The organism is Caulobacter sp. UNC279MFTsu5.1, from assembly GCF_900114015.1.
Taxonomy (GTDB): domain Bacteria; phylum Pseudomonadota; class Alphaproteobacteria; order Caulobacterales; family Caulobacteraceae; genus Caulobacter.
The window spans coordinates 1-14,685 of sequence record NZ_FORN01000032.1 but is presented as its reverse complement, the minus strand read 5'-3'; the positions used below and the strand labels follow the sequence as shown (position 1 = coordinate 14,685).

18 protein-coding genes and 1 tRNA gene are annotated in these 14,685 nt (G+C 65.8%); 1 reads left to right on the top strand and 18 read right to left on the bottom strand.

Features of this window, described 5'->3' with window-relative positions:
- Positions 1–6: 6 nt before the first annotated feature.
- The 18 genes from BM066_RS17030 to BM066_RS16945 form a co-directional block, all read right to left on the bottom strand.
- Positions 7–1,491, bottom strand: a complete 1,485-nt coding sequence (locus tag BM066_RS17030; RefSeq protein WP_089929647.1) for an NADH-quinone oxidoreductase subunit M — start codon at positions 1,489–1,491, stop codon at positions 7–9.
- A gap of 10 nt (positions 1,492–1,501) precedes the next feature.
- The gene (gene nuoL, locus BM066_RS17025) at positions 1,502–3,589 is read right to left on the bottom strand and encodes an NADH-quinone oxidoreductase subunit L (RefSeq protein ID WP_089929646.1); all 2,088 of its coding nucleotides are present in this window, start codon (positions 3,587–3,589) and stop codon (positions 1,502–1,504) included.
- Between the two features lie 5 nt (positions 3,590–3,594).
- A complete protein-coding gene (nuoK, locus tag BM066_RS17020; protein WP_089929645.1) occupies positions 3,595–3,900 on the bottom strand; it encodes an NADH-quinone oxidoreductase subunit NuoK in 306 nt (101 codons plus the stop codon).
- The gene (locus tag BM066_RS17015) at positions 3,897–4,514 is read right to left on the bottom strand and encodes an NADH-quinone oxidoreductase subunit J (protein WP_089929644.1); all 618 of its coding nucleotides are present in this window, start codon (positions 4,512–4,514) and stop codon (positions 3,897–3,899) included. The genes nuoK and BM066_RS17015 overlap by 4 nt, the downstream gene beginning before the upstream one ends.
- Before the next feature lie 86 nt (positions 4,515–4,600).
- Positions 4,601–5,092 (bottom strand): NADH-quinone oxidoreductase subunit NuoI, encoded by a 492-nt coding sequence (gene nuoI, locus BM066_RS17010; RefSeq protein ID WP_019847591.1) that lies wholly within the window; start codon positions 5,090–5,092, stop codon positions 4,601–4,603.
- Between the two features lie 10 nt (positions 5,093–5,102).
- Positions 5,103–5,339: a hypothetical protein gene (locus BM066_RS17005; RefSeq protein ID WP_255367631.1), complete on the bottom strand. Its 237-nt coding sequence runs from the start codon at positions 5,337–5,339 to the stop codon at positions 5,103–5,105.
- Complete coding sequence (locus BM066_RS17000; protein WP_089929643.1) at positions 5,336–5,584, bottom strand: hypothetical protein; 249 nt, start codon at positions 5,582–5,584, stop codon at positions 5,336–5,338. Before BM066_RS17000 ends, BM066_RS17005 begins: the two co-directional genes overlap by 4 nt.
- Entirely contained in the window at positions 5,581–6,654 is a 1,074-nt protein-coding gene (gene nuoH / locus BM066_RS16995; protein ID WP_089929642.1) for an NADH-quinone oxidoreductase subunit NuoH, read from the bottom strand. Before nuoH ends, BM066_RS17000 begins: the two co-directional genes overlap by 4 nt.
- A gap of 4 nt (positions 6,655–6,658) precedes the next feature.
- Positions 6,659–8,719 carry an NADH-quinone oxidoreductase subunit NuoG gene (gene nuoG, locus BM066_RS16990; RefSeq protein WP_089929641.1) on the bottom strand — a complete coding sequence of 687 codons (2,061 nt, stop codon included), beginning with the start codon at positions 8,717–8,719 and terminating at the stop codon, positions 6,659–6,661.
- A 6-nt stretch (positions 8,720–8,725) separates the two neighbouring features.
- Positions 8,726–10,045 (bottom strand): NADH-quinone oxidoreductase subunit NuoF, encoded by a 1,320-nt coding sequence (gene nuoF / locus BM066_RS16985; RefSeq protein WP_089929640.1) that lies wholly within the window; start codon positions 10,043–10,045, stop codon positions 8,726–8,728.
- Between the two features lie 3 nt (positions 10,046–10,048).
- On the bottom strand, positions 10,049–10,315 hold the full coding sequence (locus BM066_RS16980; RefSeq protein WP_177218486.1) for a hypothetical protein: 267 nt from the start codon (positions 10,313–10,315) through the stop codon (positions 10,049–10,051).
- Positions 10,312–10,542 (bottom strand): hypothetical protein, encoded by a 231-nt coding sequence (locus BM066_RS16975; protein ID WP_089929639.1) that lies wholly within the window; start codon positions 10,540–10,542, stop codon positions 10,312–10,314. The genes BM066_RS16980 and BM066_RS16975 overlap by 4 nt, the downstream gene beginning before the upstream one ends.
- Positions 10,542–11,228 (bottom strand): NADH-quinone oxidoreductase subunit NuoE, encoded by a 687-nt coding sequence (gene nuoE / locus BM066_RS16970; RefSeq protein ID WP_089929638.1) that lies wholly within the window; start codon positions 11,226–11,228, stop codon positions 10,542–10,544. Before nuoE ends, BM066_RS16975 begins: the two co-directional genes overlap by 1 nt.
- Complete coding sequence (locus BM066_RS16965; RefSeq protein WP_089929637.1) at positions 11,225–11,557, bottom strand: nuclear transport factor 2 family protein; 333 nt, start codon at positions 11,555–11,557, stop codon at positions 11,225–11,227. The genes nuoE and BM066_RS16965 overlap by 4 nt, the downstream gene beginning before the upstream one ends.
- The gene (locus BM066_RS16960) at positions 11,554–12,804 is read right to left on the bottom strand and encodes an NADH-quinone oxidoreductase subunit D (RefSeq protein WP_089929636.1); all 1,251 of its coding nucleotides are present in this window, start codon (positions 12,802–12,804) and stop codon (positions 11,554–11,556) included. Before BM066_RS16960 ends, BM066_RS16965 begins: the two co-directional genes overlap by 4 nt.
- A gap of 3 nt (positions 12,805–12,807) precedes the next feature.
- A complete protein-coding gene (locus BM066_RS16955; protein ID WP_089929635.1) occupies positions 12,808–13,446 on the bottom strand; it encodes an NADH-quinone oxidoreductase subunit C in 639 nt (212 codons plus the stop codon).
- On the bottom strand, positions 13,443–14,048 hold the full coding sequence (locus BM066_RS16950; protein ID WP_089929634.1) for a NuoB/complex I 20 kDa subunit family protein: 606 nt from the start codon (positions 14,046–14,048) through the stop codon (positions 13,443–13,445). Before BM066_RS16950 ends, BM066_RS16955 begins: the two co-directional genes overlap by 4 nt.
- Complete coding sequence (locus BM066_RS16945; RefSeq protein ID WP_035074791.1) at positions 14,018–14,395, bottom strand: NADH-quinone oxidoreductase subunit A; 378 nt, start codon at positions 14,393–14,395, stop codon at positions 14,018–14,020. The genes BM066_RS16950 and BM066_RS16945 overlap by 31 nt, the downstream gene beginning before the upstream one ends.
- A gap of 198 nt (positions 14,396–14,593) precedes the next feature.
- On the opposite strand from BM066_RS16945, the gene BM066_RS16940 reads away from it, so the two are divergent.
- A tRNA-Asp gene (locus tag BM066_RS16940) sits at positions 14,594–14,670 on the top strand.
- Positions 14,671–14,685 lie beyond the last annotated feature (15 nt).

Here is a 14,685-nt window from a genome sequence, read left to right as displayed (position 1 = left end):
GGTCCCTCACCCGCCCACGGCGGCGCGCCAGGCGCCGACGAGCCCGTCGACGGACGACGCGGTCAGGTTGAACACAAGATTGGGATAAACGCCGAGCACCAGGGTGCCAATGATCAGCGGGGCGAAGATCAGGATCTCGCGCTTGTCGAGGTCGGTGATGGTCTTGAGCTCGGGATTGACGATCTCGCCGAACATCACGCGGCGGTACAGCGTCAGGGCGTACATGGCCGAGAAGATCACGCCCGTGGCGGCGAACAGGGCCGTCCAGGTCGAGGCCTTGTAGGTCCCCGTCATGGTCAGGATTTCGCCGACGAAGCCCGAGGTGCCCGGCAGGCCGACGTTGCCCATGGTGAAGAGCATGAAGACGGCCGCGTACCAGGGCATGCGGTTGGTGAGGCCGCCGTAGAAGGCGATCTCGCGGGTGTGCATGCGGTCATAGACCACGCCGACGCAGAGGAAGAGCGCGCCCGAGATCAGGCCGTGGCTCAGCATCTGGAACAGAGCGCCCTGCTCGCCCGCGGTGTTGCCCGAGAAGATGCCCATGGTCACGAAGCCCATGTGCGCGACCGACGAATAGGCGATCAGCTTCTTGATGTCGGTCTGACGGAAGGCGACCAGCGAAGTGTAGACGATAGCGATGGCCGACATCGCGAACACTAGCGGCTGGAACAGTTCCGAGGCGTTGGGGAACATCGGCAGGCTGAAGCGCATGAAGCCATAGCCGCCGAGCTTCAGCAGGATGCCCGCCAGGATCACCGAACCGGCCGTCGGGGCTTCGACGTGGGCGTCGGGCAGCCAGGTGTGCACCGGCCACATCGGCATCTTGACCGCGAAGCTGGCGAAAAAGGCCAGCCACAGCCAGGTCTGCAGCCACGGGGCGAACTTGAAGCTCATCAGCGCCGGGATCGACGAGGTGTGGGCGATGGCGATCATCGACAGGATGGCCGCCAGCATCAGCACCGAGCCGAGCAGCGTGTAGAGGAAGAACTTGTAGGCCGCGTAGACCCGGCGCTTGCCGCCCCAGATGCCGATGATCAGGAACATCGGAACCAGGCCGCCCTCGAAGAAGAGGTAGAACAGGATCAGGTCCAGGGCGCAGAATACGCCGATCACCAGGGTCTCGAGGACCAGGAAGCAGATCAGGTATTCGACCACGCGCTTCTCGACCGACTTCCAGCCGGCGATGATGCAGATAGGCAGCAGAAACGTGGTCAGCAGCACGAACAGGATCGAGATCCCGTCGACGCCCATGCGGTAGTGCAGGCCCGCGAACCAGTTGAAGTCTTCCACGAACTGGAAGCCGGGGTTCTTGGCGTCGAACTGGGCGACCAGCACGACCGACAGGGCGAAGGTGACCAGGGTGGTCGCCAGGGCGATCCACTTGGCCAGGGCGTCCGTCCTGGCGCTGTCGCCGTGCAGGGCGCGCGCGCCCAGCAGCAGGACCACGCCGACGAGCGGGGCGAAGGTGGTGAGGCTAAGCAGGCCGGTCATCGATCCGTCCTCAACGGAATGCGTAAAGGGCGAACGTCAGCAGGCCGGCGACGCCGAGCAGCATGACGAAGGCGTAGTGGTACAGGTAGCCGGACTGCAGCTTGCCGGTCCGGCGGCCGACTTCGTAGCTGACGGCGCTGACGCCGTCAGGTCCGAAGCCGTCGATCAGCTTCTGGTCGCCGCCCTTCCAGAACAGGTCGCCGAGGAACTTGGCCGCGCGCACGAATGTGGCGGCGTACAGCTCGTCGAAGAACCACTTGTTGTAGAAGAACACGTACAGCGGGCCCTGGCGGTCGGCCAGCTTCTGGCCCAGCCGCTCGTTACCCTTGAGCAGGTAGACGTAGACCGCGATCAGCAGGCCGATGATCGAAGCGATCAGCGGGCTCCACTTCACCCACTCGGCCACTTCGTGGGCCTCGTGCAGCACGTGGTTGGTCGGGGCGTTGAAGATCGCGCCGCGCCAGAACTCCTGCTGGTGGTGACCGACGAAGAAGTCGGTGAACACCAAGCCGGCGAAGATCGCGCCGATCGACAGCACGATCAGCGGGAACCGCATCACCCAGGGGCTTTCGTGCGGCTGGTGATCATGGCCGTGGCCATGGTCGTCGTGCGCATCGGGCAGCGGCTCATCGTGGGTCTCGTGCGCGGCGCCATGGTCGTCATGAGCATGCGCGTCATGGCCGTGAGCGTCGTGCGCATGATGGTCGTCGTGGCCCCAGCGGGCCTGGCCGTTGAAGGTGAAGAAGGCCAGGCGCCAGGAGTAGAACGAGGTCAGGCCGGCCACCAGTACGCCGATCACCCAGGCGAACATGGCCACGCCATTGTGCGTGCCCGCCGCGTAGGCGGCCTCGATGATGGTGTCCTTCGAATAGAAGCCGGCGAAGCCCAGGTGCAGCGGCGGCAGGCCCAGGCCGGTGATGGCGATCGTGCCGACGGTCATGGCCCCGAAGGTCCAGGGCAGCAGCTTGGCCAGACCGCCGTACTTCCGCATGTCCTGCTCGTGGTGCATGCCGTGGATCACCGAACCGGCGCCGAGGAACAGCAGCGCCTTGAAGAAGGCGTGGGTGAACAGGTGGAACATCGCCGCCTGGTAGGCGCCGACGCCGGCCGCGAAGAACATGTAGCCCAGCTGCGAACAGGTCGAGTAGGCGATCACCCGCTTGATGTCGTTCTGGGTCAGGCCGACCGTGGCCGCGAACAGGGCCGTGATCGCGCCGATCACCGTGACGATGTTCTTGGCGACGGGCGCGTATTCGAACATCGGCGACAGCAGGCACAGCATGTAGACGCCAGCGGTGACCATGGTCGCCGCGTGGATCAGGGCCGAGACCGGGGTCGGGCCTTCCATGGCGTCCGGCAACCAGGTGTGCAGGAAGAACTGCGCCGACTTGCCCATCGCGCCGATGAACAGCAGGAAGCAGGCGATGTCGACCAGCGGGAAGGTGTGGCCCGCGAACTGCCAGGTGCGCGCCGCGCCCGAGGCGATCTGCGGGAAGATTTCGGCGAACTGGATCGAGCCGAACGCCCAGTAGGTGGTCATGATGCCCAGGGCGAAGCCGAAGTCGCCCACGCGGTTGACGACGAACGCCTTGATCGCCGCGGCGCTGGCGGTCGACTTCCTGAACCAGAAACCGATCAGCAGGTACGAGGCCAAGCCCACCCCTTCCCAGCCGAAGAACAGCTGCATGAAGTCGGCGGCGGTGACCAGGGCCAGCATGGCGAAGGTGAACAGCGACAGGTACGCGAAGAAGCGCGGCTTGCTGTCGTCCTCGGCCATGTAGCCCCAGGAATAGATGTGCACAAGGGCCGAGACCGTCGTCACCACGATCAACATCACGCACGACAGGGCGTCGATGCGGACCGACCAGTTGGAGACGAAGTTCCCCACGTGGATGAAGGGCAGCAGGTTGACCGTGAAGGCCTCCATGTGCCCCCAGGTCCACTGGCTGAACGTGTACCAGCCCAGGGCGCAGCTGAGGATGAGCGCGCCCGTGGTGACCGCCTGCGAGGCGACATTGCCGATGCGACGGCCGAACAGGCCGGCGATGATCGCGGCGACCAGCGGCGCGAGGACGAGGATGGTGACGAGACTCTGCACTGCGATCAGCCCTTCATCACGCTGGCGTCGTCGACGGCGATGTCGCCGCGGTTACGGAAGAACGTCACCAGGATGGCCAGGCCGACGGCCGCTTCGGCCGCGGCGACGGTCAGCACGAACATGGCGAAGATCTGTCCCACCACGTCGTGCAGGAAGACCGAGAAGGCCACCAGGTTGATGTTCACCGCCAGCAGGATCAGCTCGATCGACATCAGGATGACGATGATGTTCTTGCGGTTCACGAAGATGCCGAAGACACCGATCGTGAACAGGATGGCGGCGACGACGAGATAGTGCGACAGGCCGATCATTCGCTGATCCCCTCGCCCGGCTTGATCTGCACGAGTTCCATTCCGGTCTTTGGCGTGCGGGCGATCTGCTTGCCGATGTCCTGGCGCTTGACGCCAGGCTTGTGGCGCAGGGTCAGGACGATGGCGCCGATCATGGCCACCAGCAGCACCAGGCCCGCCAGTTGGAAGAAGAAGATGTAGTCGGTGTAGAGCACCCGGCCGATCGCCTCGGTGTTCGACACGCCGACGGGAGAGGCCATCGGGGCGGCGTTCTTGCCGGCCGCGCCGTTGGTGGCCACCGTCGCGGCGACGAAGATCATCTCCAGCGTCAGGATGCCCCCGACCAGACCGCCGATCGGCAGATACTGGGCGAAGCCCTGCCGCAGCTCGGCGAAGTCCACGTCGAGCATCATCACGACGAACAGGAACAGCACCGCGACCGCGCCGACATAGACGACGATCAGCAGCATCGCCAGGAACTCCGCGCCCATCAGGACGAAGAGACCCGCGGCCGAGAAGAAGGCGGTGATCAGGAAGAGCACCGAGTGCACGGGGTTCTTGGCCGAGACGACGAGAAGACCCGCCACCACGGTCGCTACCGCGAGCAAATAGAAAGCTATCGCCGGCAAGGCCATTGGCCCAGGTGCTCCCTGAAGAAAACCATAAAACAACGACAGGTCGGAGGACCGGTCGCCTACCCCTCGGAATCGCGCCCCGTCCTTTAGCGGTAGGGCGCGTCCAACTCCAGATTCTTCGCGATCAGCCGCTCCCAACGGTCGCCGTTGTCGAGCAGCTTTTCCTTGTCGTAGTAGAGCTCTTCGCGCGTCTCGACGGCGAACTCGATGTTCGGCCCCTCGACGATGGCGTCCACCGGGCAGGCCTCCTGGCACAGGCCGCAGTAGATGCACTTGACCATGTCGATGTCGTAGCGGGTCGTGCGGCGGCTGCCGTCGTCGCGCGGTTCGGCCTCGATGGTGATGGCCTGGGCCGGGCAGATGGCTTCGCACAGCTTGCAGGCGATGCAGCGCTCTTCGCCCGACGGATAGCGGCGCAGGGCGTGCTCGCCGCGGAAACGGGGCGACTGCGGGCCGCGCTCGTTCGGATAGATCACGGTCTTCTTGGGCGCGAGCATGTACTTCATGCCCAGGCCGAAGGCGCCCGCGAAGTCGAGCAGGGCCACGCCCTTGACCGCCTGTGTGATGCGCTGGAACACCAGAGCTCTCCTAACACTTCTCTTTTGGGAAGGGACGCACGTCCCTGCCCGCTTCGATCTGTTCCCGGCGGATGGACTGCCGGATCACGCATTCCTTGGTCTTGGCCTCGGCCTGCCGGCGCGCCTCGACCTGTTCGTCCAGGGAACCGGTCCGCGGCGGCGGGAGGCCGCGCGGGTGTTCCCAGGCGGCGCAGCCGGACAGGGCGATCGTCGCGATCAATCCGGTCCAGAGCGCCTTCCGCGTCATTTTCCACCCTTCGGAATGACGCAGCTGTAGTTCCCAAGCTGGGTGGGGTCGCCCCCGTCCTGCTTGGCCTCGATCTTGCCGCCGTCGGCGGCGCATTTCTCGCTGTCGCGACGCAGCTGGTCGTAGCTGGCCGTGCCGCGCCCCAGCGAATAGGACGACTTGGCCGGAGCGACGCCGTCGGTCGCGCAACCGGCCAGGGCCAGTCCGAGGCCGGCCAGGGCCAGGTATGTCGTCCCGCCGATCACGCCTGCAGTCCGAAGACGCGCCAGGCCGAGACCAGCATCACCAGCACCAGCGACATCGGCAGGAAGACCTTCCAGCCCAGGCGCATCAACTGGTCGTAGCGGTAGCGGGGCACGATGGCCTTGGCCATGGCGATCATGAAGAACCAGAAGACGATCTTGGCGAAGAACACCAGGGCCAGGAACAGGTTGGCCAGGAACAGTGGCCAGCTCGCCAGGAAGTCCGTCGGGAAGCCGGGGTTCCAGCCGCCGAAGAACAGCACGCTGATCATCGCGCACATCAGCACGATGTTGGAATATTCGGCGACCATGAACAGCAGGTACGGGGTCGAGCTGTATTCGACCTGGTAGCCGGCCACGAGTTCGGATTCGGCTTCCGGCAGGTCGAACGGCGGGCGGTTGGTCTCGGCCAGGGCCGAGATGAAGAACATGCCCATGGCGATGACCATCACCGGCATCAGGATCAGGTTCTTCAGGCCGTGGCCGCCGAACACGTTCCAGTTCCAGATCCAGCCGCCCTGCTGCGACACGATCGAAGTCAGGTTCATGGTGCCGGCCAGCAGGATCACCGTGATGATGATCAGGCCGATCGACACCTCGTACGACACCATCTGCGCCGCCGAGCGCAGCGCGCCCAGGAACGGGTACTTCGAGTTCGAAGCCCAGCCGCCCATGATGATGCCGTAGACGCCCAGCGAGCTCATCGCCAGCAGGTACAGGATGCCGACGTTCAGGTTGGAGACCACCCAGCCGGGCGCGAACGGCACCACGGCCCAGCCGACGAAGGCCAGGACCAGGCTCAGCAGCGGGGCCAGAAGGAAGATCACCTTGTCGGCGCCGGCCGGGATGATGATCTCCTTCAGCACGAATTTGAAGAAGTCGGCGAAGGACTGCAGCAGGCCGAACGGCCCCACCACGTTGGGCCCTTTGCGCATCTGCACGCCGGCCCAGATCTTGCGGTCGGCCAGCAGCAGGAAGGCCAGGCTCAGCAGGACCCAGATCACGACCAGCAGGATCCCGCCGGTGGTCAGGAGGGTCCAGGTCACGGCGGGGTTGGAGAAGAATTCGCTCACCGGCCTACTCCGCCGCGATCTTGGCGGCGCCGGAAGCCATGGCCGCGCATTCGGCCATGGTCACGCTGGCGCGCGCGATGGGGTTGGTCAGGTGGAAGGCCTTGATCGGGCTTTCGAACGGGGCGTCCGACAGCTCGCCGGCGCCGCCCAGGCCCGACAGGTCGAACGACGCGGCCACCGAGCCCGGGGCGTAGTCGATCTGGCCGAAGGTCGGGTGCTCGGCGAACAGCTTGGCGCGCAGCTGGTCCAGGCTGTCGTAGGGCAACTTGGCGCCCAGGTGTTCGGACAGGGCCCGCAGGATCGACCAGTCTTCCTTGGCCTCGCCCTTGGGGAACACCGCCCGCTCGCCCATCTGGACGCGGCCTTCGGTGTTCACATAGAGGCCATTCTTCTCGGTGTAGGCCGCGCCGGGCAGGATGACGTCGGCCTTGTGGGCGCCGGCGTCGCCGTGGGTGCCGAGATAGACCTTGAAGGCGTCCGAGGCGGCGGTCTCGCACTCGTCGGCGCCCAGCAGGAACAGCACGTCCAGCGCGCCCGGCTTCAGCATCTCGGCCGCCGACAGGCCGCCCTCGCCCGGAACGAAGCCCAGGTCCAGACCGGCCACGCGGGCGGCGGCGGTGTGCAGCACGTTCCAGCCGTTCCAGCCGTCGCGCACGACCTTGAAGGTCTTGGCCGCCGCAGCGGCGGCCTTCAGCACGGCGGCGCCGTCGGCCCGCGACAGCGCGCCCTGGCCGATGATGATCGCCGGCCGTTCGGCGTTCTTGAGGGCGGCGACGAAGTCGCTCTTGCTCTTGGCCAGGCCCGACAGGGTCTTGGTCCCGGCGCCGAGATAGTCGTAGTCGAAGGTCAGGTCGGCCTGCTCGCCGATCACGCCGAAGCGGGTCTTGCCGGCGATCCACTGCTTGCGGAAGCGGGCGTTCAGGACCGGGGCCTCGAGGCGCGGATTGGCGCCGACGAACAGCACCACGTCGGCGTTCTCGATGCCGGCGATCGTCGAGTTGAACAGCCAGCTTTCGCGCGGACCCGCGCCCAGGGCAGAACCGTCCTGGCGGGCGTCGAGGTTCTTCACGCCCAGGGCGGTGAACAGGTCCTTGGTCGCCTTCAGGCTTTCGGCGTCCTGCAGGTCGCCAGCGATCACGCCGACGCGCTCGGGCTTGGCGGCCTTGATCTTGGCGGCGACGGCGGCGAAGGCCTGGGCCCACGAGGCCGGCTGCAGCTTGCCGCCAACGCGGACATACGGGCGATCCAGACGCTGGCGCTGCAGGCCGTCCACGGCGTAGCGCGTCTTGTCGCTGATCCACTCCTCGTTGACGTCCTCGTTGACGCGCGGCAGCACGCGCAGGACGGCGGCGCCGCGGGCGTCGACCCGGATGGCCGAGCCCAGGGCGTCCATGACATCGACGCTCTCGGTCTTCTTCAGCTCCCACGGACGAGCCTCGAAGGCGTAGGGCTTGGAGGTCAGGGCGCCGACCGGGCACAGGTCGATGACGTTGGCGCTGAGCTCCGACGTCACCGCCGCGCCCAGATAGGTCGTGATTTCAACGTCTTCGCCGCGCGAGATCAGGCCGATCTCCGGCGAGCCGGCGACTTCGGTGATGAAGCGGACGCAGCGCGTGCACTGGATGCAGCGGGTCATCACGGTCTTGATGAGCGGGCCCATGGCCTTTTCTTCGACCGCGCGCTTGTTTTCCTCGTAGCGGCTGTCGTCGCGGCCATAGCCCATGGCCTGGTCCTGCAGGTCGCACTCGCCGCCCTGGTCGCAGATCGGGCAGTCCAGCGGGTGGTTGATGAGCAGGAACTCCATCACCCCTTCGCGAGCCTTCTTGACCATCGGGGTCTTGGTGAAGATCTCCTGACCCTCGGCGGCCGGCAGGGCGCACGACGCCTGCGGCTTGGGCGGACCGGGCTTCACCTCGACCAGGCACATGCGGCAGTTGCCGGCGATGCTCAGGCGTTCGTGATAGCAGAAGCGCGGGATCTCTTCCCCGGCCAGTTCCGCGACCTGCAGAACCGTCATGCCGGGCTCGAACTCGACCTCGACGCCATTGACCTTGGCGATTGCCATAATCGTTTACTCCGCCGCGATCAGCTTGGCGCCCTGCACGTGCAGGCGACCGCTACGATAGGATGCGATCCGCTCCTCCACTTCGTGGCGGAAGTGACGGAACAGGCCCTGGATCGGCCAGGCGGCCGCGTCGCCCAGGGCGCAGATGGTGTGACCCTCGACCTGGGTCGTGACGTCCAGCAGGGTGTCGATCTCCTTCGGATCGGCCTCGCCGGTCGCCATGCGCTCCATGACCCGCCACATCCAGCCGGTGCCTTCGCGGCACGGCGTGCACTGGCCGCAGCTTTCGTGCTTGTAGAAGTAGCTCAGGCGGGCGATGGCGCGGACCAGATCGGTGGACTTGTCCATGACGATCACGGCGGCCGTGCCCAGGCCCGAGCGCAGGTTGCGCAGGGCGTCGAAGTCCATCGGCAGGTCTTCGCACTGCTCGGCCGGGATCATCGGCACGGACGAGCCGCCCGGGATCACGGCCTTCAGATTGCCCCAGCCGCCGCGGATCCCGCCGCAATGGTCTTCCATCAGCTGACGGAAGGGGATGCTCATGGCTTCTTCGACGTTGCAGGGCAGGTTCACGTGGCCCGAGACGCAGAACAGTTTGGTGCCGGCGTTGTTGGGACGGCCGAAGCCCGCGAACCAGGCCGCGCCGCGCCGCAGGATCGTGCCGGCGACGGCGATGCTCTCGACGTTGTTGACCGTGGTCGGCATGCCGTAGAGGCCCGCGCCGGCCGGGAACGGCGGCTTCAGGCGCGGCTGGCCCTTCTTGCCTTCCAGGCTTTCCAGCAGGGCCGTCTCTTCGCCGCAGATATAGGCGCCGGCGCCGTGGTGGACGTAGAGGTCGAAGTCCCAGCCGTGAACGTTGTTCTTGCCGATCAGCTTGGCCTCGTAGGCCTGCTTGATGGCGGCTTCCAGCACCTCGCGCTCACGGACGTATTCGCCGCGGATGTAGATGTAGCAGGCGTGGGCCAGCATGGCGCGCGAGGCGATCAGGCAGCCTTCGATCAGGAGGTGCGGGTCATGCCGCATGATCTCCCGATCCTTGCAGGTGCCCGGCTCGGACTCGTCGGCGTTGACCACCAGGTAGTGCGGACGGCCGTCCTTCACTTCCTTGGGCATGAACGACCACTTCAGGCCGGTGCCAAAGCCCGCCCCGCCCCGACCGCGCAGGCCGGAGTTCTTCATGTTGTCGATGATCCAGTCGCGCCCGGCGTCCAGGATGTCCTTGGTGCCATTCCAGCAGCCGCGCTTCTTCGCGCCCTCGAGGCCCCAATCTTGGAGACCGTAGAGGTTCGTGAAGATGCGGTCCTTGTCTTCGAGGATACCGACCATGACTCAGCTTTGCGGATCGAATGGATGGGCGCGCACATAGCGCGTCCGACGAATGATGACATAGGCGAAAAGCGCCCAGGCGGCGCCTATCACCAGGAAAGCGACGGGAACAGCCCAGGCGGGCGCCCCCTGGCCCATCCGCCCCCAGATCAGGAGCAGGGCCCCGATCAGCGAGCCGACCAGGCCGGCGATGCGCTCGTTGCGGTAAAGACCCCGGATGGTCTTCACATAGGCCACCCGCTTGGCGATGAGTTGCGGATCGTCGGTCACGACGCCCTGCCCTCCTCGTCCCGCTTGGCGGCCTTCATCCAGCCCAGGATGAACCAGATCTGCGCGCCCAGCCCGACGGCGATCGCGCCGATGAACACCGGCGCCAGCCAGCCGATCCCGGCCGCGACGTAACCGATGACCGCCGCGCCGGCCAGCACGAAGCAGACCACGTCGATGGCGAACATCGTGGTCAGGCGCTTCTTCTGGATGGCGTCGGCGTGGTTCATCAGGCCGCCGGCTCCGTCTTCGGGGCCTTTTTCGGCTTTTCGGGCAGGTTCGGGATCTTGATCTTCTTGGCCGCCGAGCCGTCGTACAGCTTCGGATCGGTCAGGGTCTGGATCTTGCCCTTCGGTTCCGACGCGCCGCGGCCTTCATAGCTGCCCGGCTTGGGCGACTTGCCGGCGGCGAAGTCGTCGAGGATCTGGGCCAGACTCTCCGGCGTCAGGTCCTCGTAGTAATAGTCGTTGATGGCGGCCATCGGCGCGTTGCAGCAGGCGCCCAGGCACTCGACCTCTTCCCAGCTGAACTTGCCGTCGGCCGAGACCTCGTGGGCCTCGCCGATCTTGGCCTTCAGCACGGCCTTCAGGTCCAGCGCGCCGCGCAGCTGGCACGGCGTGGTGCCGCAGAGCTGGACGAAGGCGACCTTGCCGACCGGCTGCAGCTGGAACATCACGTAGAAGGTGGCGACCTCCAGCACGCGGATGACCGGCATCTGCAGTTGCCTGGCGATCTCCTGGATGGCGGGTTCGGAGACCCAGCCTTCCTGCTTCTGGGCCAGCCACAGCATCGGGATCACCGCCGACTGCTTGCGGTCGGCGGGGTATTTGGCTTTCCACCAGTCGGCCTTGGCCTGGCTATCCTTCGAGAAGGCGAAACTGGCCGGCTGTTCCTTGGCGAGGCGACGAACACTCATCGTGCGAAATCCACGCGGGCGATCTTGTCGCCCCTGAAGGTGTAGATGGCGGCGACCTGGAAAGGGGCGTCGCCGTTGCCGCGGTCGACGTGCTCGTGATCGATCACGTTGGCGCCCACCACGATGCGGTTGAGAAGCTTGGCCTTGTTGTTCGGAAACTGCGCGAACGCGGCCGCGTACCAGGCGCGATAGGCCTCGATGCCCGTGCGCGCCACCTCGCCGTTCAGGCCGGCGACCACGACGTCGTCGGTGAAATGGGCGCAGTGGGCGTCCAGGTCCTGGGCGTTGTAGGCGTCCAGCTGGGCCTGAGCGATGGATTCGAGGCTCACCGGTCGACCTCGCCGAACACGATGTCGAGCGAGCCCAGGATGGCCGAGACATCGGCCAACTGGTGGCCCCGGTTCATCCAGTCCATGGCCGCCAGGTGCGAGAAGCCCGGCGCCTTGATCTTGCAGCGGTACGGCTTGTTGGTGCCGTTCGACACCACGTAGACGCCGAACTCGCCCTTGGGGGCTTCGACCGCGGCGTAGACCTCGCCCTCCGGCGTGCGGAAACCTTCGGTGTAGAGCTTGAAGTGGTGGATCAGGGCTTCCATCGACCGCTTCATCTCGGCGCGGCGCGGCGGGCTGACCTTGTTATCCTCGGTCATCACCGGCCCCGGCGTGACCCGCAGCTTTTCGATGGCTTGCAGGATGATCTTGGTCGACTCGCGCATCTCCTGCATGCGGCACAGGTAGCGATCGTAGCAGTCGCCGTTCTTGCCCAGCGGGATGTCGAATTCGAAGTCGTTGTAGCACTCGTAGGGTTGGTTACGGCGCAGGTCCCAGGCGATGCCCGAGCCGCGCACCATCACGCCGGAGAAGCCCCAGGCCAGCGCGTCTTCCTTGCTGACCACGCCGATGTCGACGTTGCGCTGCTTGAAGATGCGGTTGTCGGTGATCAGGCCCTCGATGTCGTCGCAGATCTTCGGGAAGGCCTTGGCCCACTTTTCGATGTCGTCGATCAGGGCCGGGGTCAGGTCCTGGTGGACGCCGCCCGGACGGAAGTAGTTGGCGTGCAGGCGAGCGCCGCAGGCGCGCTCGTAGAACACCATCAGCTTCTCACGCTCCTCGAAGCCCCAGAGCGGCGGTGTCAGGGCGCCGACGTCCATGGCCTGGGTCGTCACGTTCAGCAGATGGTTCAGCACCCGGCCGATCTCGCAGAACAGCACGCGGATCAGGCTGCCGCGCAGCGGCACGTCCACGCCCAGCAGCTTCTCGATGGCCAGGCAGAACGCATGTTCCTGGTTCATCGGCGCCACGTAGTCGAGGCGGTCGAAATAGGGGATATTCTGGAGGTAGGTGCGCGCCTCCATCAGCTTCTCGGTGCCGCGGTGCAGCAGGCCGATGTGCGGATCGACGCGTTCGACGATCTCACCGTCCAGCTCCAGCACCAGGCGCAGCACGCCGTGCGCGGCCGGGTGCTGCGGGCCGAAGTTGATGTTGAACTTGCGCACCGGGGTTTCCGGCACGATCGGCAGCGACGGCGCGTCGTGGAAGAAGTCGGTCGCGGCGGCGGGGGAATTGGAACCAGTCATGACTTACTTCCCAGCCTTCTCGTCGCCCGGCAGGGCGTACTTGGCGCCCTCCCACGGAGACATGAAGTCGAACGCCCGGAACTCGGTGATCTTCACGGGCTCGTAGACCACGCGCTTGAGCTCGTCGTCGTAGCGGACCTCGACATAGCCCGTCATCGGGAAGTCCTTCCGCAGCGGGTGGCCGTGGAAGCCGTAGTCGGTCAGGATCCGGCGCAGATCGGGGTGACCGTCGAAGAAGATCCCGTACATGTCGAAGGCTTCGCGCTCGAACCAGTCGGCGACCGGGAACACCGGCGTGGCGCTGGGGACGGCGGTGTCCTCGTCGGTCTGCACCTTGAGGCGGACGCGATGGTTCTTCACCAGCGATAGCAGGTGATAGACCACGTCGAACCGGCGCTCGCGCTCCGGATAGTCCACGCCCGTCAGGTCCACCAGCTGGTGGAACCGGTAGTCGGGATGGTCGCGCAGATAGGTCAGCGCCTGGACCACGCGGTTGGCCGGACCCAACAGGTTCAGCTCGCCGAACGCCACGTGATAGGCCGTGATCGCGCCGGCCGAATTGGCGACGATCGCCTGACCCAGCGCCTCGAGCGGCGAGAGGGCCGTTTCTTGGGCCGCCTCGGTGGAAACAACGTCGGTCATCGCTCGATCGTCCCCGTGCGACGGATCTTCTTCTGCAGCTGCAGCACGCCGTAGACCAGGGCCTCGGCGGTGGGCGGGCAGCCGGGGACATAGATGTCGATCGGCACCACGCGGTCGCAGCCGCGCACGACGCTGTAGCTGTAATAATAGTAGCCGCCGCCGTTGGCGCAGCTGCCCATCGAGATGACGTAGCGGGGCTCGGGCATCTGGTCGTAGACCTTGCGCAGAGCCGGGGCCATCTTGTTGGTCAGGGTGCCCGCGACGATCATCACGTCCGACTGGCGCGGGCTGGCGCGCGGCGCGAAGCCGTAGCGCTCCAGGTCATAGCGCGGCATGGCCGAGTGCATCATCTCGACGGCGCAGCAGGCCAGGCCGAACGTCATCCACATCAGGCTGCCGGTGCGGGCCCAGGTGATCAGGTCGTCGGCGGCCGCCGTGACGAAGCCCTTGTCAGCCAGCTGGCCCGACAGGCCGTCGAAATAGGGGTCGTGCAGCTTGGGGTCATAGCCCTGCACCGTCGACCGCGCGGCCGAACCCGCGGGAACCAGGGGCGAGCTAGCGGGGGGAACGATCACTCCCATTCGAGGGCGCCCTTCTTCCATTCGTAGATGAAGCCGACGGTCAGAACGCCCAAGAAAACCATCATCGACCAGAAGGCGAAGGCGGCCACGTCGTGCGGCAGCTTCATCAGCGAGACGGCCCACGGGAACAGGAAGGCCACTTCCAGGTCGAAGATGATGAACAGGATCGAGACCAGGTAGAACCGGACGTCGAACTTCATGCGCGCGTCGTCGAAAGCATTGAAGCCGCATTCGTAGGCGGACAGCTTTTCCGGGTCCGGCGCCTTGGGGGCGAGCACCGCGGCGGCGAGGATGAAGGCGATGCCGATGACCGCCGCGATCCCTAGAAAGATCACGATCGGCAGATACTGGAGAAGGAAGGCGTTCATGACAGCCCTTGGCTTGAATCGAGCGGGTTGTAGCTCAGTGTCGCCGACGCTTCAAACGCCTGCGACACATTGAGAAACGGTCGCAACTGGCATTCGCTCACAGCTTCCGCGACATGGCCGTTGACACGCACATCGGCCCGACATATCAGACGCCCCTCGCCGCACGGCGGGTCGCACTTCGCTTCGGCGGAGCCTGATGCGGATGTAGCTCAGTTGGTTAGAGCGCCGGCCTGTCACGCCGGAGGTCGCGGGTTCAAGTCCCGTCATTCGCGCCACCTTCCCTGAAGTTG